This window comes from Paraburkholderia sp. 31.1 (assembly GCF_014397645.1).
GTDB classification, from domain to species: Bacteria; Pseudomonadota; Gammaproteobacteria; order Burkholderiales; family Burkholderiaceae; genus Paraburkholderia; species Paraburkholderia tuberum.
On record NZ_VZQN01000008.1, the window covers coordinates 185,864 to 212,195 of the forward strand.

At 64.8% G+C, this 26,332-nt stretch carries 29 protein-coding genes, 1 tRNA gene, 1 pseudogene and 1 riboswitch; of the genes and pseudogenes, 12 read left to right on the forward strand and 19 right to left on the reverse strand.

Features of this window, described 5'->3' with window-relative positions:
* Nucleotides 1-123 precede the first annotated feature (123 nt).
* From F6X37_RS08085 to F6X37_RS08110, 6 genes are all read right to left on the reverse strand, one after another.
* Nucleotides 124-1,050, reverse strand: a complete 927-nt coding sequence (locus tag F6X37_RS08085) for a DMT family transporter (protein ID WP_260321352.1) — start codon at nucleotides 1,048-1,050, stop codon at nucleotides 124-126.
* 291 nt (nucleotides 1,051-1,341) lie between these two features.
* A complete protein-coding gene (locus tag F6X37_RS08090) occupies nucleotides 1,342-2,940 on the reverse strand; it encodes an L-lactate permease (protein ID WP_187610922.1) in 1,599 nt (532 codons plus the stop codon).
* 295 nt (nucleotides 2,941-3,235) lie between these two features.
* Nucleotides 3,236-3,709 carry a hypothetical protein gene (locus F6X37_RS08095; protein WP_187610923.1) on the reverse strand — a complete coding sequence of 158 codons (474 nt, stop codon included), beginning with the start codon at nucleotides 3,707-3,709 and terminating at the stop codon, nucleotides 3,236-3,238.
* 233 nt (nucleotides 3,710-3,942) lie between these two features.
* A complete protein-coding gene (locus F6X37_RS08100; protein WP_184047976.1) occupies nucleotides 3,943-4,167 on the reverse strand; it encodes a glycine zipper 2TM domain-containing protein in 225 nt (74 codons plus the stop codon).
* Nucleotides 4,168-4,312: 145 nt separating this feature from the next.
* Complete coding sequence (gene thiC / locus F6X37_RS08105; protein WP_187610924.1) at nucleotides 4,313-6,244, reverse strand: phosphomethylpyrimidine synthase ThiC; 1,932 nt, start codon at nucleotides 6,242-6,244, stop codon at nucleotides 4,313-4,315.
* Between the two features lie 88 nt (nucleotides 6,245-6,332).
* A riboswitch (TPP riboswitch) is annotated at nucleotides 6,333-6,450 on the reverse strand.
* A 142-nt stretch (nucleotides 6,451-6,592) separates the two neighbouring features.
* Nucleotides 6,593-6,997, reverse strand: a complete 405-nt coding sequence (locus tag F6X37_RS08110; RefSeq protein WP_187610925.1) for a GreA/GreB family elongation factor — start codon at nucleotides 6,995-6,997, stop codon at nucleotides 6,593-6,595.
* Between the two features lie 592 nt (nucleotides 6,998-7,589).
* On the opposite strand from F6X37_RS08110, the gene F6X37_RS08115 reads away from it, so the two are divergent.
* From F6X37_RS08115 to F6X37_RS08140, 6 genes are all read left to right on the forward strand, one after another.
* Entirely contained in the window at nucleotides 7,590-8,048 is a 459-nt protein-coding gene (locus F6X37_RS08115) for a hypothetical protein (protein ID WP_187610926.1), read from the forward strand.
* Between the two features lie 112 nt (nucleotides 8,049-8,160).
* A complete protein-coding gene (locus F6X37_RS08120; RefSeq protein WP_187610927.1) occupies nucleotides 8,161-9,024 on the forward strand; it encodes a DUF1223 domain-containing protein in 864 nt (287 codons plus the stop codon).
* Nucleotides 9,025-9,072: 48 nt separating this feature from the next.
* On the forward strand, nucleotides 9,073-9,717 hold the full coding sequence (locus F6X37_RS08125; RefSeq protein WP_184022043.1) for a cytochrome b/b6 domain-containing protein: 645 nt from the start codon (nucleotides 9,073-9,075) through the stop codon (nucleotides 9,715-9,717).
* A gap of 70 nt (nucleotides 9,718-9,787) precedes the next feature.
* Entirely contained in the window at nucleotides 9,788-10,591 is an 804-nt protein-coding gene (locus tag F6X37_RS08130; protein ID WP_090800928.1) for a molybdopterin-dependent oxidoreductase, read from the forward strand.
* Between the two features lie 92 nt (nucleotides 10,592-10,683).
* Entirely contained in the window at nucleotides 10,684-10,926 is a 243-nt protein-coding gene (locus F6X37_RS08135; protein WP_187610928.1) for a pentapeptide MXKDX repeat protein, read from the forward strand.
* Nucleotides 10,927-11,362: 436 nt separating this feature from the next.
* Nucleotides 11,363-12,292 carry an EamA family transporter gene (locus F6X37_RS08140; protein ID WP_187610929.1) on the forward strand — a complete coding sequence of 310 codons (930 nt, stop codon included), beginning with the start codon at nucleotides 11,363-11,365 and terminating at the stop codon, nucleotides 12,290-12,292.
* A gap of 36 nt (nucleotides 12,293-12,328) precedes the next feature.
* Here F6X37_RS08140 and fadH read toward each other — a convergent pair.
* The 3 genes and pseudogenes from fadH to F6X37_RS08155 all read right to left on the reverse strand — a co-directional run.
* A pseudogene (gene fadH, locus F6X37_RS08145) lies at nucleotides 12,329-12,553 on the reverse strand (NADPH-dependent 2,4-dienoyl-CoA reductase); the annotation flags it as partial.
* Nucleotides 12,554-12,693: 140 nt separating this feature from the next.
* Nucleotides 12,694-12,831, reverse strand: coding sequence for an entericidin A/B family lipoprotein (locus F6X37_RS08150; RefSeq protein ID WP_018421109.1), 138 nt, complete (start codon nucleotides 12,829-12,831; stop codon nucleotides 12,694-12,696).
* Nucleotides 12,832-13,049: 218 nt separating this feature from the next.
* Nucleotides 13,050-14,705, reverse strand: a complete 1,656-nt coding sequence (locus F6X37_RS08155; RefSeq protein WP_262419836.1) for a sensor histidine kinase — start codon at nucleotides 14,703-14,705, stop codon at nucleotides 13,050-13,052.
* A gap of 24 nt (nucleotides 14,706-14,729) precedes the next feature.
* Here F6X37_RS08155 and F6X37_RS08160 point away from each other — a divergent pair, with 24 nt between their 5' ends.
* The 5 genes from F6X37_RS08160 to F6X37_RS08180 all read left to right on the forward strand — a co-directional run bounded on the left by F6X37_RS08160 (nucleotide 14,730) and on the right by F6X37_RS08180 (nucleotide 17,162).
* Entirely contained in the window at nucleotides 14,730-14,906 is a 177-nt protein-coding gene (locus tag F6X37_RS08160) for a DUF1328 family protein (protein ID WP_090805380.1), read from the forward strand.
* A gap of 93 nt (nucleotides 14,907-14,999) precedes the next feature.
* Nucleotides 15,000-15,161, forward strand: a complete 162-nt coding sequence (locus F6X37_RS08165; protein WP_006052455.1) for a DUF1328 domain-containing protein — start codon at nucleotides 15,000-15,002, stop codon at nucleotides 15,159-15,161.
* Nucleotides 15,162-15,369: 208 nt separating this feature from the next.
* Nucleotides 15,370-15,915, forward strand: a complete 546-nt coding sequence (locus tag F6X37_RS08170; protein ID WP_090800921.1) for a bacterioferritin — start codon at nucleotides 15,370-15,372, stop codon at nucleotides 15,913-15,915.
* Between the two features lie 162 nt (nucleotides 15,916-16,077).
* Nucleotides 16,078-16,710, forward strand: a complete 633-nt coding sequence (locus F6X37_RS08175; protein WP_187610930.1) for a response regulator transcription factor — start codon at nucleotides 16,078-16,080, stop codon at nucleotides 16,708-16,710.
* Between the two features lie 20 nt (nucleotides 16,711-16,730).
* The gene (locus F6X37_RS08180) at nucleotides 16,731-17,162 is read left to right on the forward strand and encodes a response regulator (RefSeq protein WP_187610931.1); all 432 of its coding nucleotides are present in this window, start codon (nucleotides 16,731-16,733) and stop codon (nucleotides 17,160-17,162) included.
* A gap of 23 nt (nucleotides 17,163-17,185) precedes the next feature.
* On the opposite strand, the gene F6X37_RS08185 is transcribed toward F6X37_RS08180, so the two are convergent.
* From F6X37_RS08185 to F6X37_RS08220, 8 genes are all read right to left on the reverse strand, one after another.
* Nucleotides 17,186-17,539, reverse strand: coding sequence for a DUF1493 family protein (locus F6X37_RS08185; RefSeq protein WP_187610932.1), 354 nt, complete (start codon nucleotides 17,537-17,539; stop codon nucleotides 17,186-17,188).
* 87 nt (nucleotides 17,540-17,626) lie between these two features.
* Nucleotides 17,627-18,826: an MFS transporter gene (locus F6X37_RS08190; RefSeq protein WP_187610933.1), complete on the reverse strand. Its 1,200-nt coding sequence runs from the start codon at nucleotides 18,824-18,826 to the stop codon at nucleotides 17,627-17,629.
* Nucleotides 18,827-18,967: 141 nt separating this feature from the next.
* Nucleotides 18,968-19,792 carry a phosphodiesterase gene (locus F6X37_RS08195; RefSeq protein WP_187610934.1) on the reverse strand — a complete coding sequence of 275 codons (825 nt, stop codon included), beginning with the start codon at nucleotides 19,790-19,792 and terminating at the stop codon, nucleotides 18,968-18,970.
* A 57-nt stretch (nucleotides 19,793-19,849) separates the two neighbouring features.
* Entirely contained in the window at nucleotides 19,850-20,896 is a 1,047-nt protein-coding gene (locus F6X37_RS08200) for an ABC transporter ATP-binding protein (protein ID WP_187610935.1), read from the reverse strand.
* Nucleotides 20,893-21,807 carry an ABC transporter permease gene (locus tag F6X37_RS08205; protein WP_187610936.1) on the reverse strand — a complete coding sequence of 305 codons (915 nt, stop codon included), beginning with the start codon at nucleotides 21,805-21,807 and terminating at the stop codon, nucleotides 20,893-20,895. The genes F6X37_RS08200 and F6X37_RS08205 overlap by 4 nt, the downstream gene beginning before the upstream one ends.
* A gap of 50 nt (nucleotides 21,808-21,857) precedes the next feature.
* Nucleotides 21,858-22,682, reverse strand: coding sequence for an ABC transporter permease (locus F6X37_RS08210; RefSeq protein ID WP_187610937.1), 825 nt, complete (start codon nucleotides 22,680-22,682; stop codon nucleotides 21,858-21,860).
* The gene (locus F6X37_RS08215; RefSeq protein ID WP_187610938.1) at nucleotides 22,679-23,761 is read right to left on the reverse strand and encodes an ABC transporter substrate-binding protein; all 1,083 of its coding nucleotides are present in this window, start codon (nucleotides 23,759-23,761) and stop codon (nucleotides 22,679-22,681) included. The genes F6X37_RS08210 and F6X37_RS08215 overlap by 4 nt, the downstream gene beginning before the upstream one ends.
* Before the next feature lie 84 nt (nucleotides 23,762-23,845).
* Nucleotides 23,846-24,940: a LacI family DNA-binding transcriptional regulator gene (locus F6X37_RS08220; RefSeq protein WP_187610939.1), complete on the reverse strand. Its 1,095-nt coding sequence runs from the start codon at nucleotides 24,938-24,940 to the stop codon at nucleotides 23,846-23,848.
* A 144-nt stretch (nucleotides 24,941-25,084) separates the two neighbouring features.
* Between F6X37_RS08220 and F6X37_RS08225 the strand changes: the two genes are divergently transcribed.
* Nucleotides 25,085-25,169: transfer RNA gene (locus F6X37_RS08225), tRNA-Leu, on the forward strand.
* 211 nt (nucleotides 25,170-25,380) lie between these two features.
* Here F6X37_RS08225 and F6X37_RS08230 read toward each other — a convergent pair.
* Both F6X37_RS08230 and F6X37_RS08235 read right to left on the reverse strand, forming a co-directional pair.
* Complete coding sequence (locus tag F6X37_RS08230; RefSeq protein WP_187610940.1) at nucleotides 25,381-25,653, reverse strand: hypothetical protein; 273 nt, start codon at nucleotides 25,651-25,653, stop codon at nucleotides 25,381-25,383.
* Nucleotides 25,634-26,158: a DUF2778 domain-containing protein gene (locus tag F6X37_RS08235; protein WP_187610941.1), complete on the reverse strand. Its 525-nt coding sequence runs from the start codon at nucleotides 26,156-26,158 to the stop codon at nucleotides 25,634-25,636. Before F6X37_RS08235 ends, F6X37_RS08230 begins: the two co-directional genes overlap by 20 nt.
* Nucleotides 26,159-26,332: the final 174 nt, after the last annotated feature.

Here is a 26,332-nt window from a genome sequence, read left to right on the forward strand (position 1 = left end):
AGAAATCCGGGCGGTTTTTTTTGACTATGCATTTGACGCGCGAAGGGCGCGCGCGTGAGCCAATCTAACGTGACCGGATCGGCAAGCCGCGACCCGGCGCGGTTGCCGATTGACTCCGTGCGCTCAGGTATCCGCGCGCCGCGTCCCCATCCACGGCAAGCGCTTGACTACGCCGGTCGCCAACGCGGTGCCGACCAGAATCACCGCGCACCCTTCGAGCATGCCGGGCGACACCGTCTCGCCGAGAAACAACGCGCCCCACAGAATGCCGAAGATCGGAATCACGAAGGTCACGGTGATCGCGCGCGTCGGCCCGGCGACCGCGATCAGATGGAAGAAAAGCATGTACGCGATGCCGGTACAGGCGACGCCGAGCGCGATCACCGCGCCCCATGCGCGCAGCGAGATCGGCGCGGCGGGCCAGTAGATGACCGCGAGCGGCAGCAGCACGATCGTCGCGCCGATCATCGTGCCGGTCGCGACGGTCAGCGCGTCGACGCCAGTCAGGTGACGCTTCGTGTAGTTGGCGGCGATGCCGTAGAGCAGCGTGGCGCCGAGCGCGGCGCCGGCCGCGAGCGCGACGCTCAGCGGCGAGGCGGCCGAGCCGGCCGGCGCCGCGATCTGATCCCACACGAGCATCAGCACGCCGAGAAAGCCGACCACGAGACCGAGCGTGCGCAGTGCGCTGAGCCGGTCGCGCAGCCACAGGAAGCCGACCAGCGCGCCCCACAGCGGCGCGCACGCATTGATCACCGACGTGACGCCCGCCGACAGTGTCAGCTCGGCATACGCGAACAGGCAGAACGGTGCCGCCGAATTGACGATACCGACCACGAGCAGCGGCACTGCGTGCGTGCGCAACACGGTGGCGGACTGTTGCAGCGGCCGTCGCGCGATCAGCACGATCGCGAGAAAGAGGGCGCCGATGCCGACGCGCAGCGCCATCAGCGGCGCGACGCCGAAGTCGGTCACGCCGACGCGGATGAACAGGAACGATGCGCCCCACAGGGCAGCGAGGATCAGCAGTTGCAGCAGGTTTCTGGTTTTCATTGGAATGGCGCCGCGCGCAGTTGAGTCGGGACGCCAGCTCATCGTAACAGTGCGATCGCGCGAATCGTTTCAGTACAGGATGAAACGGCAAGATCCGGGAGACCGCCGCGTCCGATGAGGTCGATGGTAAGCGCTGCGAGGGCGCGCGCCAAACGAGCAATTCTCGCCGATATGTGAGAAAAATTGCGATCGGCGGAACGGGAGTGGGGATGGGATCGGACACGGCGCCCGCGATGCGCGGGCGGCCGTCCGAAAAGATGTGAATTGCATTGCGCCGTTACTGGCGCGACCTCAATGCGGAATCATCCATGGCAGGACGTTCTGCTGCGCCCAGACGAGCACACCAAGCAGCACCGTCAGCAGAATCGAATGTTTGAAGGTCTTGGCGAACACGACGCCTTCCTTGCCCTTCAACTCGGTGGTCGCGACGCCGGTCGCGATGTTCTGCGGCGAGATCATCTTGCCCATCACGCCGCCCGACGAGTTGGTCGCCGCCATCAGCACCGGATTCAGATTGAGCTGTTTGGCCGCGACCACCTGCAGATTGCCGAACAGCGCATTGCCCGACGTATCGCTGCCCGACAGGAACACCGCCACCCAGCCGAGGAACGCCGACACGAGCGGAAACAGCGGCCCGACCGACGCAACGCCGAGACCGAGCGTGTAGGTGAGTCCCGAGTAGTTCATCAGGTAAGCGAGGCCGACGATCGTTGCCACGGTCAGGATCGCGATGCGCGTTTGCACCCACGTATCGGAGATCGCCTTGCCGAACTCGGCGGGCGAGAGCCGTACGACGAACGCCGTGATGAGCGCGGCGACGAGGATCGCGGTACCGGTCGCGAGCGGCTGGAAGTCCCAGACCGCGCCGTACGGCGTGTTGTAGAGCGTGATGAACACGGCCTTGTCGAGACCGGGCCACGACAACTTGATGTCGCCGATCGTGAAGATCCTCGCGATCGTCCAGATGATCACGACGACCGACACGATGATCCACGGATACCAGCCCTGTACGCCGCCGATCTTGCCGCGCACCTCGCTGATGCGATCGACGTTGATCGCGAATTTCGGATCGACGGCGGGTTTCCAGACGCGCAGGAACGCAACGGTGAGGATCAGCGAAACCAGCGACGACAGCACGTCGGTCAGGCTGTAGTTGATGAAGTTCGAGACGACGAACTGGGTCAGCGCGAAGCTCAGGCCCGAGACCAGCAGCACCGGCCAGATCCGCAGCATGTTGCGAAAGCCCGCGTACACGGCGATCACATAGAAGGGCAGCAGGACCGCGAAGAAAGGCAATTGCCGCCCGACCATCTTGCCGAGCACATCGGACGGCAGATGCGTGACCGCGCCGAGCACCGTGATCGGCACGCCGAGCGCGCCGAACGCGACCGGCGCGGTGTTGAAGATCAGCGTGAAGGTCAGCGCTTCGAGCGTCGGAAAGCCGAGCATGATCAGCAGCGAGCTCGTGATCGCGACCGGCGTGCCGAAACCCGAAATTCCCTCGAGCAGCGCGCCGAACGAAAAGCCGACCACGACGAGCACGATGCGCCGGTCGTTCGGCAGGTTGTCGATCATCCACAGGCGAAAGGCCTCGAAGCGTCCCGAGCGCTGCGCGATGTTGTACAGCAGGATCGCGGTGAACACGATCCACATCACTGGCCAGATCGCGAACACGACGCCAGCCGCGACCGAGTTGAACGCGAGCCCGACCGGAAACTGCCAGACGAAAATCGCCACGATCAAACCGATGATCAGTCCCGCGAGCGACGCTTGCCACGCGGGCCTGCGCGCCCAGCCGAGCAGCGCGAGCACGGCGATGATCGGCAGCGCGGCGACGATGAACGACGGAAAAAGCGAATTGCCAACCGGAGTGAGTAGTTGATGAAACATCACGTCTCCTTCGTTGTTGTGTAATTCGACGCGGGGGATTGCGCGTGACGGCGCGTCGCTCTGATTCGGCGGACGCTCGCAAGTGGCCTCGACAAAGCGGCGTCGCCCGATTTAAGCGGGTGCTGCATGAAACCTTCCAAGGATAGAGCGCCTTACCGGCGCGTCAAGCCGGGAAAGTACGGGCGGGGTATGCGCGGTGGAGGGCGATACGCGCGGAAAAACGACTCATGAAGAAGCGCGCGCGCCGGCAGTTGAAGTGCCGGCGCGTGCACGCTCCGCGACGAAAGAGGACAGGTCAATGCGAGTGGCCGCCCCCATGACCGCCCCAATGGCCGCCCCAATAACCGCCAATGCCGATCGCAATCGACGGTCCGTAGTAGGCGGGGTAGCCGTAATAAGCGGGATAAGGCGGCGGCGGATAGTAGGCGGGATAAACCGGCGGCGCCGCATACACGGGCGCGGGGACCGCATAACCGGGCGGCATGTCTTGCGGTGCGACCTGCATTTGCGCCTGGGCTTGAGGCGGCTGCTGTTGATCGGTCGCCGGCGCGGTTTGGTCGGCTGTGGTCGCGGGCGCGGTCGAATAGTACGACGGGTAATAGCCGGCGGGATAGTAGCCGGCGGGGTAATAGCAGCCTGCAAAAAAGAGACTCGAGGCGAGCACGCAAATCGCGGTGGCGGGCCGCGTGAACCTCGCGGAAAAACTGGACGAATCGCGTGGCGTCGAGAGACGCACCACGCAAAGATGGGTGACGACGCGGGACTTCATGGCGCGCTCCTCGATGAACCGATGCCGCCTTGCGCGACGTCGTTATGAGGAGCTTACGCTCTTGCCGCGGCAGCGCTGTGGCAAAACCGCAACCGCATATTTCAGCCTATTTCCACGCGCGTTGTCGGGACGAGGGCGCACGGCATCCGCCGCTGTTGGCAGTCCGGATCGTGGTCCGAAAAAATCGTTTGCTGTCCTGTATGAATCGTTAGACACGTCATCGGATGCAACGCTCACTTGCCGACCTGGTTACCGATGACGCCGCCTACCGCCGCGCCGCCCAACGTCGACAAGCCGCTGCCGCCGATCGCCGCGCCGGCCGCGCCGCCGACACCCGCGCCGATCGCGGTATCGCGTGTGCGTGGGGACATGTCGCCGCATGCCGCGAGACCCGCGACAAGTGAAAGGGCGGCTGCGACCGTACCAAGACGAGTACCGAGATGACGGATCGATTTCATGATGCTGACTCCGCTCGTTGTTGGAAACAGATGTTTCCTTCTCTCAGCACGCAACGTGCCTGCTCGATGCGGTGGAATAAAAAAGCCCGCCATGCCGGCGGGCTTCGATACTGCAGTGCTGGTTAGCGCGAATCGCGCAACCCGCTTATTGCCGCTGATAAATCTCCGCGCCTTGCTTCATGAACTCGATCGACTTTACTTCCATGCCTTTCTTCAGCGCTTCGTCGTCGGTGACGCCTTGTTGCGCGGCGAACTCGCGTACGTCCTGGGTGATCTTCATCGAGCAGAAGTGCGGGCCGCACATCGAGCAGAAATGCGCGACCTTGGCCGAATCCTTCGGCAGCGTTTCGTCGTGGAATTCGCGCGCCTTGTCCGGGTCGAGACCGAGATTGAACTGGTCTTCCCAGCGGAATTCGAAGCGCGCCTTCGACAGCGCGTTGTCGCGCACCTGCGCACCCGGATGACCCTTCGCGAGATCGGCGGCATGCGCGGCGAGCTTGTACGTGATGATGCCGGTCTTCACGTCGTCCTTGTTCGGCAGACCGAGGTGTTCCTTCGGCGTCACGTAGCACAGCATCGCGGTGCCGAACCAGCCGATCATCGCGGCGCCAATGCCCGACGTGATGTGGTCGTAGCCCGGCGCGATGTCGGTGGTCAGCGGCCCGAGCGTGTAGAACGGCGCTTCGTCGCACCAGTCGAGCTGCAGGTCCATGTTTTCCTTGATCAGCTGCATCGGCACATGGCCCGGACCTTCGATCATCACCTGCACGTCGTGCTTCCACGCGATCTGCGTGAGTTCGCCGAGCGTCTTCAGCTCGCCCAGTTGCGCTTCGTCGTTCGCGTCGTAGATCGAGCCGGGACGCAGGCCGTCGCCGAGCGAGAAGGCCACGTCGTAGGCCTTCATGATTTCGCAGATCTCTTCGAAATGCTCGTACAGGAAGCTTTCCTTGTGATGCGCGAGACACCACTTCGCCATGATCGAGCCGCCGCGCGACACGATGCCGGTCATCCGGTTCGCCGTGAGCGGCACATATTGCAGACGCACGCCCGCGTGGATCGTGAAGTAGTCGACGCCCTGCTCGGCCTGCTCGATCAGCGTGTCGCGGAAGATTTCCCAGGTGAGATCTTCAGCCTTGCCGTTGACCTTTTCGAGCGCCTGATAGATCGGCACCGTGCCGATCGGCACCGGGCTGTTGCGGATGATCCATTCGCGCGTTTCATGAATGTGCTTGCCGGTCGACAGATCCATCACCGTGTCGCCGCCCCAGCGGATCGCCCACGTCATCTTGTCGACTTCCTCGCCGATCGACGATGTCACCGCCGAGTTGCCGATGTTCGCATTGACCTTCACGAGGAAGTTGCGGCCGATGATCATCGGCTCGCTTTCCGGGTGATTGATGTTGTTCGGGATGATCGCCCGGCCGCGCGCGATTTCCTCGCGCACGAATTCCGCGGTGATTTCGGTGAGGCCGTTCGGACCGAACGCGCTCGCGCCGAATGCCTGGCCGGGGTGCTGACGGCCCATCATCGCGGCGAGCTTCGCGCCGTTCGGGCCGCTCGTCTTCAGGGTCTCGAGGTACTCGGCACGGCGCTGGTTTTCGCGAATCGCGATGTATTCCATTTCCGGCGTGATGAGGCCTTGCTTCGCGTAGTGCATCTGCGTCACGTTCCTGCCGGCGATCGCGCGGCGCGGCGTGCGATGCAGTCCCGGAAAACGCAGCTGCGCGGTGGCCGGATCGGCGGCGCGCTCGCGGCTGAAGCTGCTCGACAGACCGGTCAGCGGCTCGGTGTCGCCGCGCTCCTCGATCCACGCCTCGCGCAGTGCGGGCAGACCCGCGCGGATGTCGATCTCCGCGTCCGGGTCGGAGTAGGGGCCCGACGTGTCGTACACGTAGATCGGCGGATTCTTTTCGCCGCCGAAGCTGTCGGGCGTGTCGGCCTGCGAGATTTCGCGCATCGGCACGCGGATGTCCGGGCGCGAGCCGGTCGCGTAGACCTTGCGCGAATTCGGCAACGGCGCGACGGCGGCCTCGTCCACGTGGGCTTCGGCGGAAATAAACTTCGGATTGGCGTTCATGTAAGTCTCCGTACAAAGTGGGGCGGCTAAGCAGGAGACCGAGATGGAAGTAGTCGGAAATCGCGGAGAGGTGAGGCCCTTGAGGCTGGAGCGAAATCCGTACGCTTCCCTGCGCTGGCATTATCCAGATCAGGTTCAAAGGGTATTTCTCACCCACGCAACACGGACCTCCAGCTCCGCGCTACGCAGGACCCCCGCGTTAGCAGCGCACACGATACACCGGCCGCCCGCGGTTTGGCAACCTGTCTGAATGACTCAAAAAAACTGGTCCGGATGAAACCAGACATCTCCTATGCTTGATTCGAGACCGCATCAGACAGGGCAACTTACAGCGAGGGAACGGCCGCCTTACAGTGAAAAATCGTCGGCGGCTTCAGGCTGATACAGGATTTTGTCGAGCTTGAGCACTTTCTGATCGCCGCTGGGTGGCGTGAAGCGGACGCTCTCGCCGCGGCGCGCGCCGAGCAGCGCGAGGCCAGCCGGCGAGAACACATTCAGGCGCCCTTGCGCGAAATCGGCGTTGGGCGGATAGACGACGGTCCACGTCATCTGTTCGCCGCTCGCCGTGTCGATCAGCGTCGCTTGCGAGTTCATCGTGACGACGTCGGCGGGGATGTCGTGCGAGTCGACGATCACCGCGCGTTCGAGCACATCGTCGAGCATGTGCTGCAACTTGGCGTCGGTGGCCGCGTATTTCTCGAGGCGGCTCACGTCGAGTTCGGTCAGGTAGCAGGTTTTGATCTTCTTCATCATCAGGACTCCGGATAAGGCGGTCATGGATGGCCGCGTGCAACGACCCATGGGGTGGTCGGCGGATGAGTGGACGAATGGGAGAGCCCGGTGCCCGGCGACGCGGCCCTGGGTATTGGCGGGCTGCGTCAGCGAGGGCGCCGGGCGGCGTGAAGCGGGACCGTTCGGGACGTCTCGCCGGGGCCGTGCGACGCGACGTCCGCGCGCGCGCACTCGCCTGCGCGGCATGGGCGCAAGCGGGCGAGAGCACGGAAAGTCGGACGACGCAGAGAAGTCACGGGCAAAACGACCAAGTGTTGGGGAAGAGCGATCGAGAGGTGCCGGGCGACAAAGCGTGAGGCCGCGCGGCAGCAGCGAGACGAAAGTTTGATGTTAGCACGCTGTCTCACGCAGCTCCGTTTGCGACGTCGCGCCCGTCGATTGACCGTTTTTTGTGCGGTGCGAGAAGAAAGCGGTGTGGTCCGCATTGCGTTCAAGCCAGTCAGAGGATTGCCGTTAAACAAAGTGCAGCGAAGGCCGCACTCCGGCGAAGCGATTCGCGGGATGGCGCGTGAATGGCGCGAGGCGACTCGCGCCGATTGACAAAGAGGTGCACATGAAAGCGGAAAGCAGGCGGTGGCGAACGTTCGGTCGCACAGTCGCGGTGGTGGCATTGCTTGCCGCGCCGCTGGCGGCGCCGGCGGCATCGACGGTGACGGGCGGCGTGATCCGGTTCGTGGGGATGATCGTTGCACCGCCGATGCAGATCAGCGTGGATACGGCGCCCCCTGGCGTCGGCGTCGGTAGCGCGAGCGTGGCGGGTCAGCGCTTTTCGCGCACGGTGACGTTCAGCGCGCCGCCGGGCGTCGTCAGCGGGGCCGATGTCGCGCTCGAAGTGAACGGCGGCACGCAGTCGCGCGATCTGGTGGCGGCGCGGTTCGTCGATGGCACCGGGCGCGTCGCGACGGCCCGCGACGGCCACTACGCGGTCGATCGCGCGGGCGGCGTGCTGTCGCTGAACGCGAAGCGCACCGATACGGACACGCGCGTGACGGTGGTGGTCAGTTACGACTGAGTCGCGGGCGAGCTTTGGCTGGCTCATCCCATGCCGGAAAAAAAATTAAAAGAGGCTTGTCATAACCGGCCGCGCGGCTCGACAAACGTGCAGATTACGATCGGAGCACGTCATGTCGACCGCGCACAATCGCTCGATACTTCAGCGCTTTACGACTTTTTCGACGCCCGCCGTCGGCCTCGCGCTTTTTCTGCTGAGCGGTTCTGGCATCAGTGCGGCTAACGCGGCCGGGCCCCTGTGCGCCACGCACAGCCCCGCGCACCGCGTCGCGCTCGTCGAGCTGTACAGCAGCGAGGGCTGCGATAGCTGCCCGCCCGCCGACCGCTGGCTCAGTCAATGGAAAAGCAACGGTGCCGCGCACGGCATCGTGCCGCTCGCGCTGCACGTCGACTACTGGAACAGCCTCGGCTGGACCGACCGCTTTTCCCAGCATCGCTTCACCGAACGTCAGCAAACGCTGACGCGTCTCGCGGGCGCGCACACGCTCTATACGCCGGAAGTGTTCGTCGCGGGCCGCGAGCTGCGCGACTGGTCGCAACGCGACAGTTTCGAGCGCCGCATCGACGAGCTCGTCGCCGAACCCGCCCAGGCGAGCGTCGCACTTGCGCTGAGCCCGCGTGCGCCCGGCGCGTTCGATGTCGATGCGCAGTTCAGCACGACGGCAGCCGCCGCCACGGGTGCGTTGAGCGCCTATCTCGCGATCTACGAGAACGCGCTGACGACGCAGGTCGGCGCGGGCGAAAACCGCGGCGCGACGCTGCATCACGAGCGCGTCGTGCGCGCCTGGTTCGGGCCCGTGCCGCTCGTCTCCGGTCACGCGCGGATTCATCAGGACATCGATGTACACGCTGCGAGCGTCGATGCGCAAGCCGATCCGAGCGCCAACGCCGCCGGCCGCTTCGGCGTGGTCGCGTTCGTCGAAAGCGACGCGAGCGGCGACGTGCTGCAAGCGACCGACCTTCCCGCGTGCCGTTGATCGACATCGCGCGCGCCGCATTCACTACCGCTGCTCGAGGAGAGCCCCATGTCCACACCCCACGCCTTGCGCCCCAGCGCACCAGCCGCGCCCACCGCGCCGAAGCGCGGCGTCATTCATCCGCTGTGGCTGCGCATCACACATTGGCTGAATGCGCTCGCCGCGATCGTGATGATGCTGTCGGGCTGGCGCATCTACGACGCGTCGCCGATCTTCCCGGCGTTCAGCTTCCCGACCGCGATCACGCTGGGCGGCTGGCTCGGCGGCGCGCTGCAATGGCACTTCGCGGCGATGTGGCTGCTGGTGTTCAACGGCCTCATGTATATCGCGCTGAATCTCGCGAGCGGGCGCTTCGTGCGGAAGTTCCTGCCGCTGACGCCGCGCGCGGTACTGCGCGATTTCGTCGCCGCGTTGCGCGGGAAGCTGTCGCATGGCGATCTGCGCGTCTACAACGCGGTGCAGAAATTCGCCTACCTGTTCGCGATCGCCGATCTGATCGTGCTCGTGCTATCGGGGCTCGCGATCTGGAAGTCGGTGCAGTTTCCGCTGCTGCGCGAACTGATGGGCGGCTATGACAACGCGCGCATCGTGCACTTCAGCGCGATGTCGCTGCTGGCCGCGTTTCTCGCCGTGCATCTGGCGATGGTCGCGCTCGTGCCGCGCTCGTTGCTCGCGATGTTGCGCGGACGTTGAGCCCGCGGCTGCCCACGCGCATGCTCACGCTCATGAAAACGCAACGCGAATTCCAAACGGATACCGAATCATGAACAAGCCGATAGAGAAACCAGCGGACCCATCCACACATCGTGTGAGCCACAAGCTCGACCGCGCATCGATCCTGCTCGATGCGAAGCGCGAACTGGCGATGCCGTCGCGACGCCTGTTCGGCAAGCAGCTCTTGACGCTCGGCGGCCTGTCGATGCTAACCGGCTGCTCGCTGACCGACGACGCTTCCGTGAACCGTTTCCTGACAGCCGTGTCGCGGCTGAACGATCGCGCGCAGGCCGCGCTGTTCGATCCGAAGCAGCTCGCGCCGACCTACACCGAAGCGCAGATCACGCGGCCGTTTCCATTCAACGCGTACTACGGCATCGACGACGTGCCGCACGTCGACGGCTCAGATTATCAATTGAAGCTGAGCGGCCTCGTGACCGGCCAGCGCGTGTGGACGCTGCCCGAGCTGTACGCGCTGCCACATGCCGAGCAGATCACGCGACATATCTGCGTCGAAGGCTGGAGCGCGATCGGCCGCTGGGGCGGCACGCCATTCGGCGATTTTCTGCGGCGCGTCGGCGCGGACACGACGGCGAAGTACGTCGGCTTCAAATGCGCGGACGACTACTACGAAAGCATCGACATGCCGACCGCTTTGCATCCGCAAACGCTGCTGACGTTTTCCTACGACGGCGAACGGCTGCCCGCGAAATACGGCTACCCGATGAAGCTGCGCATGCCGACCAAGCTCGGCTACAAGAATCCGAAGCACATCGTCGAAATATTCGTCACCAACACGTATCCCGGCGGCTATTGGGTCGACCAGGGCTACAACTGGTTCGGAGGCTCCTGACGCATGCGGGCGCACGCGCGCTTGCGGCAGCGGCTTCGGAAGCACGCCGGCTCTCGCCGGCTTCGATTCATCCACCACCAAGGAGTCATCCCATGAAGAAGATTGCAGTTACCACGATCGCGTTGTTGATGCTGGCAAGCGGCGGCGCGGCCTTCGCGCAGGCGAGCGGCACGATGTCCAACGATGAGATGTCGAAGAATGCGATGTCGAAAGATTCGATGTCCAAAGACAGCATGTCGAAGGACGGCATGAAAAAGGACACGATGAAGCACGACTCGATGAAAAAGGGCGGCGACGCGATGAAGCACGAGGCGTCGGGCGCGATGGGCAACTGAGTCGGCGCCGAGCGTGCTTAGCGATCGTGCCGATGCACGGCCGCGCATCGAACGGATCCGACACTGACCGCAAGCCGGGGATGCGTCCCCGGCTTTTCTGTTGCAGGAAACCCAAAAGTTACGATTCTCTCGCGTGGCGTTCTCGGCGCTTACTGCATAATGCGGTGCGCGCCGCGGCTTTGCCAAGCTTGCGGCCGCGCAGCGCGGCCGCGTTGCATCGTGTCGTTCTGACCGGCGCGGCCGCCACCGCCGTTTCTGGCGCTTCCGGCGCCACCCATCGTCTTCCCGTTCCACCGACATGTCCGCCAGCCTCGCCCGTCCGACCGCATCGCCGATGCGGTGCCCGCCATCCCGCCCGAAAGGTATCGACGCAGGCTCGGTGCCTCGCGGGCATCGAGCGCATCGCGCGGGTCGAGTGGCGACGGCGGACTGAAGCATGTCGCTGCAACGTTCAGCTTTTTCTCCGCGCGGCTGGCCGCTGCGTCTGCCGCAATCGCGCAACGGGCGGATCGCGCTCGCGCTTGCCGTCGTTTATCTGGTGTGGGGCTCGACCTACCTCGGCGTGCATGTCGCGCTTGGCTCGTTCCCGCCGCTGCTGATGTCGGGCTTGCGCAACCTGTTCGCCGGCATCGGTCTGTTCGTGTTCGCCGCGCGCCGCAAGCCGATCTGGCCGAGCTTCGCCGAAATCCGCAACGCGGGCCTCGTCGGCACCATGCTGGTGGGTCTGTCGAGCGGCATGCTCGCCTACGGCATGCGCACGGTCGGCACCGGCACCGCGGCCGTGATGGTCGCGACCGTGCCGCTGTTCGCGACCGTGATCGCGGCCGTCGCCGGACGCAAGATCGGGCGCGGCGAATGGTTCGCGGTCGGGCTGGGGCTCGCCGGCATCGTGATTCTGAGTCACGGCGACAGCACGCCGGGCTCGACGGGCGGCAGTCTCGCGATTCTGTGCGGCGCGCTGTTCTGGGCCGGCGGCGCGCATCTGGCCGGGCAGCTGAAGCTGCCGTCGGACCTGTTTCTGTCGACCTCGCTGCAGATCGGCCTCGGCGGCGCGATGTCGACGCTGGTCGCGTGGGCGTCGGGCGAGCGGATGCTCGAGCTGCATTTTCTGCCTCTCGTCGCGTTCCTGTATCTGATGCTGATTGGGACGATGGCGGCGTACGTCGCCTACGGTTATCTGATTCGCCACACGAGCCCGATCATCGCGAGCAGCTGCATGTACGTGAATCCGGTCGTCGCGGTCGCGCTGGGCGCGCTGCTGCTCGGCGAGCCGGTCACCCGCTCGACGGTAATCGCGACGATCGTGATTCTGATCAGCGTCGGCCTGTCTTTCTGGTTCGATTACCGGAACAAGCGCAGCGCCTGATAGCGGCGCGGTTCTCGTCGAACCGCGCGCCCGCTGTCAAAGCCTTGCCGCCAGCTCCGCGCCCTCGCGGATCGCGCGCTTCGCATCGAGCTCGGTCGCGAGCTTCGCGCCGCCGATCACATGAAAACGCGGGCCGCCGCTGCCGTGGTTGCCATCGACCGTCGACGGCAACAGCTCACGCGACGACTCCTGCCCCGCGCACACGACGATCGTATCGACGTCGAGCCATGCGTCGGCACCGTCTCGCGCGAATCTGAGACCGGCGACAGGCGGCTTCAGGCCGCCGCGCTCGCGCACCAACGCGTCGCGTCGAGTGCCAGCCAGCACGCAATCATTCACGAAAAAAAGCCCGCAGCGGCATCCCGCGACGGGCGTTGCAAATCCTGCTGCCATGTGCCGGCTTATTTCGCCTTATCCGCCTCGTTCGTGATGGCGTGGCCGCCCTTCGAAATATCTTCGCCGGCGCCCGCCATCGTGTTGCAGCCGGTGACAAGCATGGCAGTTCCTGCGAGCACAAGCAAAGCGATCAGTCGAGTCATGAAACTTCTCCTTGTCGAGAATGCATCGGTTGATGTCGTCCGACCGGGGCCATGCCAGTCGATCAGGTCTCGATCCGGTTTCGAACCGGTCTGATTGCATGGTAAAAAAAGGGCGGGGGCGGCGCTGTCGGCCGTGCCGCGATTTTGTCGTAGGCGTGCTCCGGTGTTTGCGTCGGCGCACTCCTACAACGGCTTGGGGGCGCTGCGGCGAGCATCTGTCAGACGGGGCTTTGCGACGAAGTGGGCGGCGTGGCCGGCGACGTCAGCGGCTGATCGACCGAAGGCGTCGCGGCGCTCGCGCTCGGCATCACGACGTCGATGTCGGTGCCGTTTTGCGCGCCACGGCGGATGTCGAAGCGCCCGCCATGCGCGGCCACGCGCTGACGCATGCCGAGCAGGCCGTGCGTATGTGTGCGCTTCAGGTCGGCCGGCATGATGCCGACGCCGTTGTCCGCGATATGCAGCGCGACCTCGCCGTCGCCGACCCGCAATGCGATTCCGACCTTCGAGGCCCGCGCGTACTTGGCGGCGTTCGTCAGCGATTCCTGCGCGACCCGGAACAGCGCGATTTCGGTCTGCTCGTCGAGCTGGATATCGTCGGCGGGCAGGTGCAGCTCGAGCGTCCAGTTGTTGCGCTGCGCGGCTTCGTCGGCGAGCGTGCGCAGCGCGGTAACGAGCCCGAAATTGGCTAGCACGGTCGGCCGCATGTCCTCGATGATGCGCCGCTTCAACGCGATGCCCTGGTCGAGATTGGCGAGCGCGCGCTGCAGCTTGTCGGCGATGTCCGGCTCGCTGTCCTTCAGCTTGCGGCGCGCCCATGCGACGTCCATCCGGCATGCGGTCAGAATCGCGCCGAGTTCGTCGTGCAACTCGCGCGCGAGCTGGGTCTTTTCGTTTTCGCTGACCGCCTGCAGATGCCAGCCGAGCGCTTCGAGCTGCCGCGTGCGCTCGTTGACGAGCTGGTCGAGTTCCTCCTGCTGCGTGATCAACTGACGCTGCGCGCGCGCCTGCCGGTCGATCTGGATGCCGAGATTGCGAAACAGCAGGATGAACAGCACGATGTTCAGCGCCGACAGACCCGCCGCGCACAGCGTCGACAGCCGCTGGTCGGCGCGGCTCGCGGCCAGCGCGTGCTGAGCGCGGCGCTCCTCGTTGTCGCGCAGCAGTGCGAGCGTACTGTCGATCAACGACGCGTCCGCCGGGTTGATGTCGCTCGCGCTCCCGCATGCGCCGAGATCGAGCGGATGCGGCGCGGCGTGCTGCATCGCGGCGGCGCCCGCGCCGATGCGCGCGTCGATCAGCGCGAGAATCTGCGTGAAGCTCGCGAGTTCCGCGCTGTCCGCGCGGCCGCCGCGATAGAAGTGGTCCAACTGCTGGGTGGTGTCGCGGATGCGCGCGGCGCTCGCGCAGAACGCGTGGGCGGACGCGTCGTCCTTCGTCAGAAGAAACTGGTTTTGTTGCGCGGTGAGGCGCGACAGCTCGCTCGCGAGTGTGCTCAGTCGCACGGTGACGTCGCGCGCTTCAAGCGCGGTCTCATACTCGGCGGTGATGCGCTGACGCGCGGTCTCCAGAATCACGAGGCCTCCCACCGTGATCACGATCGCCACCGTCATCGCGATCGCCCAGCTGCGATTGCGCATCCACTCGGCGAGCCGCGCCGTGGCGCGCGCGCCAGCTTGTTCCGGCGGGTTCTGCAGATTCGACACTTTCGGCTCCGGAAAGAGGGCATCGACACCGGCATCGACCCCGGCATCGCGCGAAGCCGCGCGCGTAATGTCGTCGTAACCCAATGTAAGCGGATTCTCACACGAAAAACGGCGAGCGTCGGAATGCGCGCGGCGCCGCGCATCGATAGCATGGACCCGATCGTTCATGCAATGTTTCGGGAGGAAGCCATCATGTTGAAGTGGGCACTGTTCTTCGCGATCGTCGCGGTGATCGCCGGTCTTCTCGGCTTCACCGGCATCGCGGCCGGCGCGGCGGCGATCGCGAAGTTCCTGTTCTTCGTCTTTGTCGTGCTGTGCGTGGTGTTCCTCGTGCTGGGCTTCGTCGTGACGAAGAAAATGATCGATTAGCGCGGCCATCGCGGTGGCGGCAAGCCGCGCCCTCACAGCAGGCGAGCGATTTGCTGGTAGTCGATTGGAAGGCCAACAAAAGGGAGAAATGCCATGCTTCACTATGCCATCGTCTTCTTCGTGATTGCGATCATCGCAGCCGTATTCGGCTTTACCGGCATCGCGGCCGGCGCGGCCGAAATCGCGAAGATCCTGTTCTACATCTTCCTCGTCGTGTTCGTGGTCACGTTGCTGCTCGGCGTGTTTCGAACCTAGCCGCGCGAGCCGGATGAACGCAACATGAGGTAGGCAGCGAAGTACGCAATGTAGGAACAGGTAGTCAACAGGGCGCGTGAACGCGCGGCGTTTGAATCCCCGCTTGAGGCGCCCGCGTTCGAAGCGCGCTGTCATTCCACCCTGGCCGCATCAGGCGCGATTCGTGCTGATGCGCGATTCACCCAATACCGGATAAAGGAGAAGTTCGATGACGAAGCAATCTGGCGACACGTTCGTGATGGACATCACGAAGATCCGCGAGGACGCGCGCAAGCATATGTCGGATGGTCCGGTCACGCAGAGCTATGGCGCGAATCGCGAGACGGTGCTCAAGCTGCTCAACGACGCGCTCGCCACCGAGATCGTCTGCACGCTGCGCTACAAGCGCCATTACTTCATGGCGAAGGGCATCAATTCCGAAGCGGTCGCGAGGGAATTTGCCGAGCACGCAACCGAGGAGCAGGAGCACGCCGATCGCATCGCCGAGCGCATCGTGCAGCTTGGCGGCGAACCGGATTTCGCGCCGGACGGCATCAAGGCACGCGCGCATTCGGAATACAAGGAAGGCACCGATCTGACCGACATGATTCGCGAGAACCTGATCGCGGAGCGCATCGCGATCGACACGTACCGCGAGATCGCACGGTATCTCGGCGAGAAGGACGTGACCACGCGCCGGCTGTTCGAGGAGATTCTCGCGGTCGAAGAAGAGCATGCCGACGATATGGCGGATCTGCTCGCGGGGCGCGAGTAGCGCGCCAGGCGACAGGGAAGCGTCGAAGGACCGGGTCGCGGGCGAACTCGGGAATGCCGGCAGCTGCGGTGCGAAGCCGCCCTCGCATTGCGCGTCCGGCCGTGGCCCCGGATCATTACCATGTCCGCATCGGAGCGACTCCCTTTGCACGGAACCCAACCGATGATTCGAGTGCTGATAGCTGACGATCATGCGATCGTTCGAGGTGGATTCAGACAGTTCGTCGCCGACGAGCCGGACATGTGCGTCGCCGCCGAGGCCGCCACCGGCGAGGAAGCGATCGGCCTCGTGCGCGAGCAGGCATTCGACGTCGTGCTGCTCGACATCGCGATGCCTGACAAGAACGGCATCGATACGTTGCGTGTGATCAAGCAGGTGCGTCCCGAGCAGGGCGTGCTGATTCTATCGGGCTATCCCGAGAGCCAGTACGCGATCAATCTGCTGCGCGCGGGCGCGAGCGGCTATCTGAACAAGGACTGCGAGCCGGAAGAAATCGTGCGCGCGATTCGCTCGGTCGCGCGCGGGCATCGCTATCTGTCGGAGGCGGTCGCCGATACGCTTGCCGACAATCTCGACAAGCCTGCCGCCGGGCGTCCGCATGAAGCGCTGTCGGAGCGCGAATTCCAGATCTTCTGCAAGCTCGCGGCCGGCCGGTTGCCGACCGAGATTGCCGAAGAGCTGCATCTGTCGGTCAAAACGGTGAGCACGTATCGCGCGCGGGTGCTCGAGAAGATGCGTCTCGCGAACAACGCGGACCTCACGTATTACGCGATCAAGAATGGCCTGATCGACTGACGGACGATCGAGATATCCCGATGAACAGCGAACCGAACCCCGCTACCAAGTCAGCCAGCCGCGCGCCGTTGCGCGTGCTGCTGATCGAGGATTCGCCGCTGATCCGCCGCAGCCTCGTGGAGGCGATCGATGCGTCGGGCCTGCTGCGCGTGGCCGCTTATGCCGATTCCGCCGATCAGGCGATCGCGCTGCTCGGCGACGAAGCGTTCGACGCGGTGATCGTCGATTTGCAGCTGAAGCTGGGCTCGGGCGTGCCGGTGCTCGCATATCTGCAGCGCGAGGGGCTGATCGATTCGATGTTCGCGGCGGTGCTGACCAATCACGCGTTGCCCGCGTACCGCGAGCGCTGCGAGCAGTATGGCGTGCGGCACTTTTACGACAAATCGTTCGAGTTCGATCGCGTGCTCGATGCGCTGCATGAGTATGCGTTGGGGCGGGGTGGCGGGGTGTAACGACTCGACCGTAGTTGGCGTTTCTAGTCCTGTTTCCACACTCCGCGCTTCATCGCTTCTTCGAGCATCCCAAGGGTAAGCGAACGTCCGCCGAGCAATTCTCGCGCGCTGGAACTGAACGGGGACTTCAACGCGGCCACAACGATGTCGCGCTTTCGCATGTCGGCGGATGGAACGTGGTAAGCGACGTCGAAATCGCGCAGGTCCACGTGGAAGCGGTCAGCCCATGCCTGCATCACCTCGACGATTTTCGCCGGCTCCCAATCCAGATCGTGATACAGATCCATGTCACGGGTCAGCTTGTCGTCGAGAGGCAGCCCGGCGGGAGTGCGCATTTCGCGGATGAACCGAGCGAGATCGAGCCACGTGTCGTTCATTACAGACGATCCTCCGGTTTCACCAGGCGGTTATATGCGGTGGCAAATCGACAAGACGGTTCTTATCCGGCGCTGGTCAACCTGATATCAATGCCCAGCCCGCGCCGGCAACCGCAAATGATTCCACGCGCCGAGCCCGGCAAACGCGATCCCCGCGATAGTCACGCCGACCCACCCGAACACCGGCCACACGATCGCGCCGACACCCGAGCCCAGCGCCCCGCCGATGAAATACGCGACCATGTACACGGTATTCACGCGGCTGCGCGCATCGGGCTTCAAGGCGTAGATGCGCGACTGATTCGAAATCTGCGCGGCCTGCACGCCGATGTCGAGAATGATCACGCCGACCACGAGGCCCGCGATGCTCTTCGCCGACGCACCGAAGATCACGAACGCGATCACGACCAGCACGAGCGACACGGTGATGATCGCGCGCGGTCCACGCCGGTCGGCGAACTTGCCGGCGAGCGGCGCGGCCAGCGCGCCGGCCGCGCCGACGATACCGAACAGCCCTGCCGCCTGCGGCCCGAGATGAAACGGCGCGCCCGCGAGCAGCAGCGCGAGCACCGACCAGAAAATGCTGAACGCGCCGAACAACGCCGCACCGGTCAGCGATGCCTCGCGCAGCGCGCGATGCTCGGTTACCAGGTGCCACATCGACACGAGCAGCTTGCCGTACGGCAACGTCGAGGTGGGCTGACTCTTCGGCAAACGCAAAACGATGACGACAGCGAGTGCGAGCAGCGCGACGACGGATGCGCCAAACACCGCGCGCCAGCCGAAGTATTCGGCGACGATGCCCGCCGCGGTCCGGGCGAGCAGGATGCCGAGCAGCAGGCCGCTCATCACGGTGCCGACCGCGTGGCCGCGCTCGGACGGCGGCGCGAGTTCGGCCGCGAACGGCACCGCCTGTTGCGCGATCGTCGCGAGCACGCCGATCGCGAGACTCGTGACGATCAGCACCGCGAGCGTCGGTGCCGACGCCGCAATGACGAGCGCGACGCACATGCCGGCGATCTGCAGCAGGATCAGCAGACGCCGGTCGAAGCGATCGCCGAGCGGCGCGAGCAACAGCATGCCGGCGGCGTAGCCGAGCTGCGTGACGGCCGGCACCGCGCCGACCCATGACGCGCTGCCCGGAAACGACTGGCGGAAGTTATCGAGCAGCGGCTGGTTGAAATAGATGTTTGCGACCGAGACACCGGCGATCGTCGCGAGCAGCAGCAACACGCCGCGCAACGACCGGGCGGAGGAAGCGGAAGTGGAAGCGTCGGAAGTGGACATGACAGGGGCGGATCGACGGACCGGCCCATGCGCGGTCCTCAAGCGTGCCGATCATACCGGAGCGGCGGGGTTCGTGCTGACGGCCGCGCGAGGCTCGCCCGCGCAGCCGGTATCAGGCGGTTGCGAAGTGTGTCCGGCGGTTCAGTCGATCAACGCGCCAGCGTCGTAGAACGGATACGGACCGTCGGCCGCGTCGACATACGCATGATGCGTGACGATGCCCGTCGCCGGATCGTAGTAATGGAGCGCATACGCGGGCGGCTCCATCACGAACGCCGACGGTCCGTCCTCGCGAAAATCGAGCGCCACCTGGTGCGCGGGCGCTGGAATCGCGCTCGCGATCGTGCCGCCGAAGCGCACGAACATCGACCGATGCACGTGCCCGCAGAGCACGCGCTCGACGTTGGGATGCTGAGCGATCAACGCCGCGAGCTTGTGCGACGCCGCCCGGTCGAGCCGGATCTGGTCCATATGCCCGATGCCGCACGCGAACGGCGGGTGATGCAGCGCGACCACGACCGGCTTGCCGCGCGCCGCATCGAGCTGCCGCTCGAGCCACGCGAGCCGCGTGTCGCACAGCATGCCGGCGCTAGAACCGGGCACCAGCGAATCGAGCGCGATCACGCGCAGCGGGCCGACGTCGAGCGCGTACTGCACGAACTCGCCGCCGCTCAGCAATTCCTCGCGCTCGGCAAACGCCGCGCGCAGCGCGTTGCGTTCGTCGTGATTGCCGACCATCAGGAAGTAGGGGATCGCGAGCGGCGCGAGCAGTGTTTTCAGGTGTGCGTACTGCTGCGGGTCGCCCTGATCGACGAGGTCGCCGGTGATCAGCACCGCGTCGGGACGCGGGGTGAGCGCGTTGAGCGCGTCGACGCAGCGCGCGAGGTAGGGGGCGGTATCGACGCGGCGATATGCGAGTGCGCCGGGTTGCTTGATATGCAGGTCGCTAATTTGAGCCAGCAGCATGACAGAGGTCCTTCGGGTTGCTTCGTGTCGGGCGCCAGGATGCGGCGCTGTTTTTACCTACGATAGCGCAATCAGTGCGTCCGGCTCGATCGAGATGCCGACCGGCGTGCCGCGCGCAAGCTCGATGCGGCCCGCGACGTCGACGAAGAGCGGCTCGGGCGCGGCACCGCCAATCGTCAGCCGCGTGCGTTCGCCGAGGAACGCGGTGCTTTCGATCTGGCCGCGCAGCTGCGCGAGCGCGGGGTCGGTGAGCCGGGCATCCTCGGGGCGAAAGAAGATTTCGTGCGCGCCGCGTGCGTTCGACGCATGCGCGGGCAACGGCACGGCGCCGCCGCTCGTCGCCAGCATGCCGTCGCGCGGCTCGCCCGCGACACGGTTGATCGTGCCGACGAACTGCGCGACCGTGCGATTGGCCGGACGATAGTAGATGTCGCGCGGCGAACCGATCTGCTCGATGCGTCCCGCGCTCATCACGACGATGCGATCGCCGAGCTCCATCGCTTCGGCCTGATCGTGCGTCACGTAGACGGTCGTGATGCCGAGTTCGCGCAACAGCGCGTTCATCTCGCCGCGCAATGCGTCGCGCAGACGCGCGTCGAGCGCGGTCAGCGGTTCGTCGAGCAGCAGCACGCGCGGCTGCACCGCGAGTGCGCGCGCGAGCGCCACACGTTGACGCTGGCCGCCCGACAGTTGATCGATCGGTTTGTCGGCGTGCGCGTTGAGCCGCATCATGCCGAGCAGTTCGTCGACGCGTCGTCGCGCGACTGCGGCCGGCACGCGTTTGATCTTCAGACCGTAGCCGATGTTGCCGCGCACGGTCAGATTCGGAAACAGCGCGTAGCTCTGGAACACCATGCCGACCGCGCGTTTTTCGATCGGCAGCGTGGTCACGTCGTCGTCGCCGAATGCGATGCGGCCGCCCGCGTCTGGTGTTTCCAGGCCCGCGATCAGGCGCAGCGTCGTCGTCTTGCCGCAGCCCGACGGTCCGAGCAGCACGAGGGTTTCGCCCGCGCCGATCGTCAGGTCGAGCGGTTCGAGCACGCGCGTGCCGCGAAACGTTTTGGCGCACTGCGTGAGCGTGATGGGAACCGAGGTCAGTTTCATGGCGTGTCGATGGGCTTCGAGGAAGAGGCGGCGCCGCGCTTCTTCGACGCGCTGCGCTGGCCGGTCGCATCGACGCCGAGCCATTGCATCGCGACGAGCAGCGGCATCGTCATGATGAAGAACAGGATCGTGTACGCGCTGCCGATCTCGATGCGCATCGACGCGTAGGTGTCGGCGAGGCCGACCGGCAGCGTCTTCGTGTCGGGCGTGTGCAGCATCCACGTGAGGTTGAATTCGCCGATCGACAGCGTGAGCACCGCGAGCGCGCCCGCGACGATGCCTGGCCGCGCGTTCGGCAGCACGATCGTGACGAAGCGCGTGAAGAAGCTCGCGCCGAGGCTCGCCGCGCCTTCTTCGAGCGTGCGCAGATCGCTGCTCGCGCAGACCGCCGCGACCGCGCGCACCATAAACGGCAGCGTGAACACCACATGCCCGACGACGATGAACGCCGCGCTCATCCGAAACGCCGTGAAGCCGCCGTAGATCACCAGCAGCGCGAGTGCCGATGCGAGGCCGGGCAGCGCGATCGGCAGCACCAGAAACTCTTCGACGATGCGTGCGAAGCGCGTCTTGCTGCGCGCGAGCACATAGCCCGCGGGCACGCCGGTCAGCAGCGTGACGACGAGCGTCGCCGCGGCCACTTCGAGCGATAGCCACACCGAGTCGTGATACTGGGTCCACACTTCGACGAGCCAACGCAGCGTGAGTCCGCTCGACACGCCCTTGAAGTAGTTGACCGTCAGCCCGGCGACGATCGACATGACGACCGGCACCATCAGGAACGCGCACAGCAGCAGTGTGACGAACCATTGACCCGCGGCGAGCCATGTTCGCGTGGAAGGCCACGCGCGTCGCGCGCGCGGTCCCGCTGCCGGTTGCGAAGACGGCGAAGGGGCGGTGATTGAGTTCATAGGTAGGTAGTCGTTGCGTTCGCGAACGCGCGGCTCCGGCGACGCGCCGTTCACGCGCTCGCCGCCACGCCCGAACCGCTCGCGCTGCGCGCGGTCGCCAGCACCGCCCACGTGACGATGCCCAGCACGATCGACAGGCCCGCGGCCGTCACCATGTTCGCGTTCAGCGTGAACTCGGTATAGATGGTCATCGGCAGCACGTCGATGTCGGTGGCGAGCGTGAACGCCGTGCCGAACGCGCCCATCGCGGTCGCGAAGCACACGGCGCCCGCCGCGATCAGTCCGGGCGACAGCGCCGGCAACACGATGTCGCGCATGATGCGCCACGGCGATGCGCCGAGCGAGCGCGCGGCCTCTTCGAGCGATGCATCGAGCTTGGTCGCCGAAGCCATCACGGTGACGATCACGCGCGGAATCGAGAAGTACAGATAGCCCAGAAACAAGCCGCTCATCGAATACGCGAACACCCAGCGATCGCCCGCGAGTTTCAGCGACAGCGCGCCGATCAACCCTTGACGTCCCGCCAGCATGATGACCATGAAGCCCACGACGACACCCGGAAACGCGAGCGGAAACGTCAGCAGCGCGAGCAGCGGGCGCTTGCCGGCGAACTCTCGACGCGCGAGCAGCAGCCCCGCGATCACCGACAGCACCAGCGTGGCCGCCGTGACCCCCGCCGCCAGCACGACGGTCGCGCCAAGGCTCGACATGTAACGCGCATTCGTCAGCATTGCGCGATAGGTCGCGAACGCATGGCCGCCGCCGGAGAGCTGCGCGAGCGCGACCATCGGCAGCAGCCAGAATGCGATGAAGACCGCGAGCGCGGGCGCGAGCAACGCGATGCGCCAGCGCAGCGGGAACGTGACTTCGTTCAATGCATCACCTGTAGATAGCGCTCGCCGAAGCTCGACTGCTTGTCGGCCATCTTCGCGAAGTCGACCGGCTTCGCGCGCGCGTATTCGCTCGCGGGCAGGAACTGCGCAGCCGTCCCGGCGCTCATCGCGCTCGCGCGCACCGGCCGCAGATACGCCTGCGCCCACAGCTTCTGGCCTTCGTCGGACAGTACGAAATCGAGCACCTTCTTGCCGTTCGCTTCGTGCGGCGCGCCTTTCACGAGGCTCATCACGTACGGCACCGAGATCGTGCCTTCCTGCGGAATCACGAACTCGACGTTCGCGTGATCCTTGTACTTCGCGCGGTACGCGTCGAAGTCGTAGTCGAGCAGGATCGGAATTTCGCCGGACAGCACGCGCGCGTACGCGGTTTGCTTCGGCACGATCGGCGCGTTCGCCTTGAGCTTTCTGAACCAGTCGAGACCCGGCTCGAAGTTGTCGAGCGTGCCGCCGAGCGCCTGGTTCACCGCGACCGCGCCCGCATAGCCGACGAACGCGCTCGACGGATCGAGATAACCGATCATGCCTTTGTATTCGGGCTTCAGCAGATCGGCCCACGAGCGCGGCACCGGCTTGCCTTCGAGCGCGTCCTTGTTGACGAAGAAGCCGAGCGTGCCCGAGTGGATCGTGAACCAGTAGCCTTGCGGGTCTTTCAGGCCGGCGGGAATGTCGTCCCAGTGCGCGGGCTTGTACGGCTGGATCACGCCCTTGTCCTTGGCCTGGAACGCCGACGATACGCCGAGATACACGACGTCGGCGACCGGGCTTTTCTGCTCGGCCATTAGCTGTGCGATCGATTGCCCTGAGTTCTTGTTGTCGAACGGCACGCGAATGCCGGTCTTTTGCTGGATCGCCTTGATCTGGCTCGCCCAGTCGGCCCATTCGGGCGGGCAGTTGTAGCAGATCGCGGTTTCGTCGGCGCGCGCGGCTTGCGGCGCGAGCGCGACGAGCGCCGCGCCGGCGACGAGCAGGCTCGCCGGCAGTGCGGTCGCGGCGGCGCGCGAGAGTTTTTGCCACAGCGGTATGAGCGAGGATGCGAAGCGTGAGGTTGAGCGGGGCACTGCGGGTCTCCCTGTGTCGGATGGGTTGCGCGGGTTGGGAATGACAGCCAGGGCGCGCGTATGCGCGTGCCTTCATTGGGCTTCTTATGCGAGCGGCTTTTCGGTGGCGGCCGCAGCGCTCGGGACGTGGGGCGGCGACGCTCCGTCGAGATTCGCGTGCGAGCCGAGCGCCGCGATCGTCGCGCCTTCGCGCAAGCTGTGCGGCAGCGTCAACGCGCGCGAAGTTGCGCAGAACGCGCGCTCGTCGCGCGCGCCGCCGATGCGTGCGAGCAAGCGCTGCCACGCCGCACAGCCGATTTCGCGATTCGGCGCGCAGATGCTCGCGAGCGCCGGCGACAGCAGTTCGCCCATTGCGAGGCCGTCGAAGCCGAGAATCGACATGTCCTGCGGAATCCTCAGGCGCGCGCGGCGCAGGCCGCGCATCACGACCATCGCGAGCAGATCGTTGCTGCAGAAGAGGGCGGTCGGACGGTTTGCGCCGTGCGTCAGGTGCGCGAGCACGGACGGCGCGAGTTCGTCGGCGTTGAAATCGACTTCGAGCGCGGGCGCGGCCGTGAGGCCGGCCTGCTGCATCGCCTGCGTGTAGCCGAGATGACGCTGACGCGCGCGATCCGAGGCCGCGAACGAGCCGGCCAGCATCAGAATGCGGCGATGGCCGTGCGCGATGAGCCGGCGCACGCCGTCGTAGGCGGCGAGGCGATTGTCGACCGACACCGACGGGCGGCGCACCGTGTCGTTGTGCATCAGCACGTATAGCAGGCCGTCGCGGTCGAGTTCGTCGAGCAGCGGATGGGTGTCGGCATCGGCGACGGTCAGGATCAGTCCTTCGACGCGATGCTCGCGCAGCGTTTCGATTGCGTGACGTTCACGGTCCACGTCGTACTGCGTGGTCATCAGCATCAGCCGATAGCCTTGCGCTGACGCGAGATCGTCGATGCCTTGCAGGCATTCGGCGAACACCGGGTTCGCTAGCGTCGGCAGGACGACACCCACGAGGCGCGTGCGCTCGCCGCGCAATTGCCGGCCGAGCGGGCTCGGGCGGAAGTTCAGCGCGTCGATCGACTGACGTACCTTGTCGAGCGTGACGGGGTTCACGGTGTGCGGCGCGTTGATCGCGCGCGATACCGTGGCGATGGAAAAGCCCGCGTGGGCGGCGACATCCTTGATCGTCGGCGTCATCGGTTTTCGGCCCGCTGTAAACGTTTTCGTGAGCGGATTATCGGCAACGTTTGTGACTTGGGGATGAATGCGGGTGTCGGGCGCTTTTTTGGGGCTGCCGGGAGGCGATGGTAGAATTCGCGACCACGCGCGATTGCCACCTCTGCCGGGGTGATGAAATTGGTAAACATAGCGGACTTAAAATCCGCCGCCTTCGGGCTTGCCGGTTCAAGTCCGGTCCCCGGCACCACTAGAGTTCACAAGCGTTTAGCCGGCGCTATTGCGCCGCCTCGAGTGTGAGCACAAAGCCGGCGCCCTGATTGGATTACGGGCGTGGACGTTCCACACAAATGAGCGGCCCGCGTCCGAGCGAGCCGATTCCCTGGATCAGGCATCCGCGTCACGATGGAAGCGCGAACACATCAAGTTCGGGCACGACATGCGTAGCCTACGTCGCGTCATCAACCTACGCGCTTACTTCTCCTCCGATATTTGCGCCATAGTCTCATGATTCCCATATAGGCAAGAACTGTAACGAGCAGTTCGATAACTACCATTGCCGGGATATAAATATCGTCAGGATCGTGCAGACCAAACCCGTTCGCGATGGAAAGCCAGGCAAGCGCCTGGCGTTCGGGCATAGGCCACGGATACGTATGGACAGAGCGAGCTGAAACGAGGAAGAGGCCGATAAACAGGGCGACCTTGCAGAGCCTACGGGCAAGTGTTGTCATACGTGACGACCTCTATAGTTCCATACGCGCCAAGCCCGGAAGTGCGGACCGGGACAGTGACGGTGTGCAGAAGAGCGCGGCGGATTATTTCGAAGTCACTATAGCTCGGCAGGCTAATACAGCCGAGTGAAAGTCCACTACCGCCGACCGGATGCGGCCTGAACTGTCCGCGCTTGATGCCGTTGACCCATGCAAAGTCATCAATGTTTCCATCGTCGCGATAGAGCGCGAACCATTCATTGTGATGAGATGGGCGACCATTAGCCGTATTCCACACGTCTTTCGCGGCAGCAATAGCTGGGAGCGGACGCCGCCTGTAGGGCGGTCCACGATCCAGTATTTCCCGGCCGGGATCGGGAATGGCTGTGCATCCACCTCGATCGCGATAAATGCCATTACCTGAAAACGCGTTAAAAGTGCCGACGCCGAAAATGGTCAGCGGCGACAAGCTTTCTTGGGTGAGTGATGAACGCCGCGCAATTGTGATATTACATTGCTGGGTCACGCAAAATGCGGACAGGATTATTTATATGGCTTTATTTTGAATTGCGGTAAGTGTTGCTGGTAAACGCGTTTGAATTTTGTTAACTTCGGCGACCCCATTGCGCCGGAGTCCAGATGAAGTGTGTTGTAGAGCTGAGCGAAGCCGAGGAAAAGACCTTGCAACAGATGTCGTTGA

What these genes read in the sequence shown, in the direction of transcription:
- F6X37_RS08085 (WP_260321352.1), bottom strand. Translation starts at nt 1,050, where the DNA reads ATGAAAACCAGAAACCTGCTGCAACTGCTGATCCTCGCTGCCCTGTGG.
- F6X37_RS08090 (WP_187610922.1), bottom strand. Translation starts at nt 2,940, where the DNA reads ATGTTTCATCAACTACTCACTCCGGTTGGCAATTCGCTTTTTCCGTCG.
- F6X37_RS08095 (WP_187610923.1), bottom strand. Translation starts at nt 3,709, where the DNA reads ATGAAGTCCCGCGTCGTCACCCATCTTTGCGTGGTGCGTCTCTCGACG.
- F6X37_RS08100 (WP_184047976.1), bottom strand. Translation starts at nt 4,167, where the DNA reads ATGAAATCGATCCGTCATCTCGGTACTCGTCTTGGTACGGTCGCAGCC.
- thiC (WP_187610924.1), bottom strand. Translation starts at nt 6,244, where the DNA reads ATGAACGCCAATCCGAAGTTTATTTCCGCCGAAGCCCACGTGGACGAG.
- F6X37_RS08110 (WP_187610925.1), bottom strand. Translation starts at nt 6,997, where the DNA reads ATGATGAAGAAGATCAAAACCTGCTACCTGACCGAACTCGACGTGAGC.
- F6X37_RS08115 (WP_187610926.1), top strand. Translation starts at nt 7,590, where the DNA reads ATGAAAGCGGAAAGCAGGCGGTGGCGAACGTTCGGTCGCACAGTCGCG.
- F6X37_RS08120 (WP_187610927.1), top strand. Translation starts at nt 8,161, where the DNA reads ATGTCGACCGCGCACAATCGCTCGATACTTCAGCGCTTTACGACTTTT.
- F6X37_RS08125 (WP_184022043.1), top strand. Translation starts at nt 9,073, where the DNA reads ATGTCCACACCCCACGCCTTGCGCCCCAGCGCACCAGCCGCGCCCACC.
- F6X37_RS08130 (WP_090800928.1), top strand. Translation starts at nt 9,788, where the DNA reads ATGAACAAGCCGATAGAGAAACCAGCGGACCCATCCACACATCGTGTG.
- F6X37_RS08135 (WP_187610928.1), top strand. Translation starts at nt 10,684, where the DNA reads ATGAAGAAGATTGCAGTTACCACGATCGCGTTGTTGATGCTGGCAAGC.
- F6X37_RS08140 (WP_187610929.1), top strand. Translation starts at nt 11,363, where the DNA reads ATGTCGCTGCAACGTTCAGCTTTTTCTCCGCGCGGCTGGCCGCTGCGT.
- F6X37_RS08150 (WP_018421109.1), bottom strand. Translation starts at nt 12,831, where the DNA reads ATGACTCGACTGATCGCTTTGCTTGTGCTCGCAGGAACTGCCATGCTT.
- F6X37_RS08155 (WP_262419836.1), bottom strand. Translation starts at nt 14,705, where the DNA reads ATGAACGATCGGGTCCATGCTATCGATGCGCGGCGCCGCGCGCATTCC.
- F6X37_RS08160 (WP_090805380.1), top strand. Translation starts at nt 14,730, where the DNA reads ATGTTGAAGTGGGCACTGTTCTTCGCGATCGTCGCGGTGATCGCCGGT.
- F6X37_RS08165 (WP_006052455.1), top strand. Translation starts at nt 15,000, where the DNA reads ATGCTTCACTATGCCATCGTCTTCTTCGTGATTGCGATCATCGCAGCC.
- F6X37_RS08170 (WP_090800921.1), top strand. Translation starts at nt 15,370, where the DNA reads ATGACGAAGCAATCTGGCGACACGTTCGTGATGGACATCACGAAGATC.
- F6X37_RS08175 (WP_187610930.1), top strand. Translation starts at nt 16,078, where the DNA reads ATGATTCGAGTGCTGATAGCTGACGATCATGCGATCGTTCGAGGTGGA.
- F6X37_RS08180 (WP_187610931.1), top strand. Translation starts at nt 16,731, where the DNA reads ATGAACAGCGAACCGAACCCCGCTACCAAGTCAGCCAGCCGCGCGCCG.
- F6X37_RS08185 (WP_187610932.1), bottom strand. Translation starts at nt 17,539, where the DNA reads ATGAACGACACGTGGCTCGATCTCGCTCGGTTCATCCGCGAAATGCGC.
- F6X37_RS08190 (WP_187610933.1), bottom strand. Translation starts at nt 18,826, where the DNA reads ATGTCCACTTCCGACGCTTCCACTTCCGCTTCCTCCGCCCGGTCGTTG.
- F6X37_RS08195 (WP_187610934.1), bottom strand. Translation starts at nt 19,792, where the DNA reads ATGCTGCTGGCTCAAATTAGCGACCTGCATATCAAGCAACCCGGCGCA.
- F6X37_RS08200 (WP_187610935.1), bottom strand. Translation starts at nt 20,896, where the DNA reads ATGAAACTGACCTCGGTTCCCATCACGCTCACGCAGTGCGCCAAAACG.
- F6X37_RS08205 (WP_187610936.1), bottom strand. Translation starts at nt 21,807, where the DNA reads ATGAACTCAATCACCGCCCCTTCGCCGTCTTCGCAACCGGCAGCGGGA.
- F6X37_RS08220 (WP_187610939.1), bottom strand. Translation starts at nt 24,940, where the DNA reads ATGACGCCGACGATCAAGGATGTCGCCGCCCACGCGGGCTTTTCCATC.
- F6X37_RS08230 (WP_187610940.1), bottom strand. Translation starts at nt 25,653, where the DNA reads ATGACAACACTTGCCCGTAGGCTCTGCAAGGTCGCCCTGTTTATCGGC.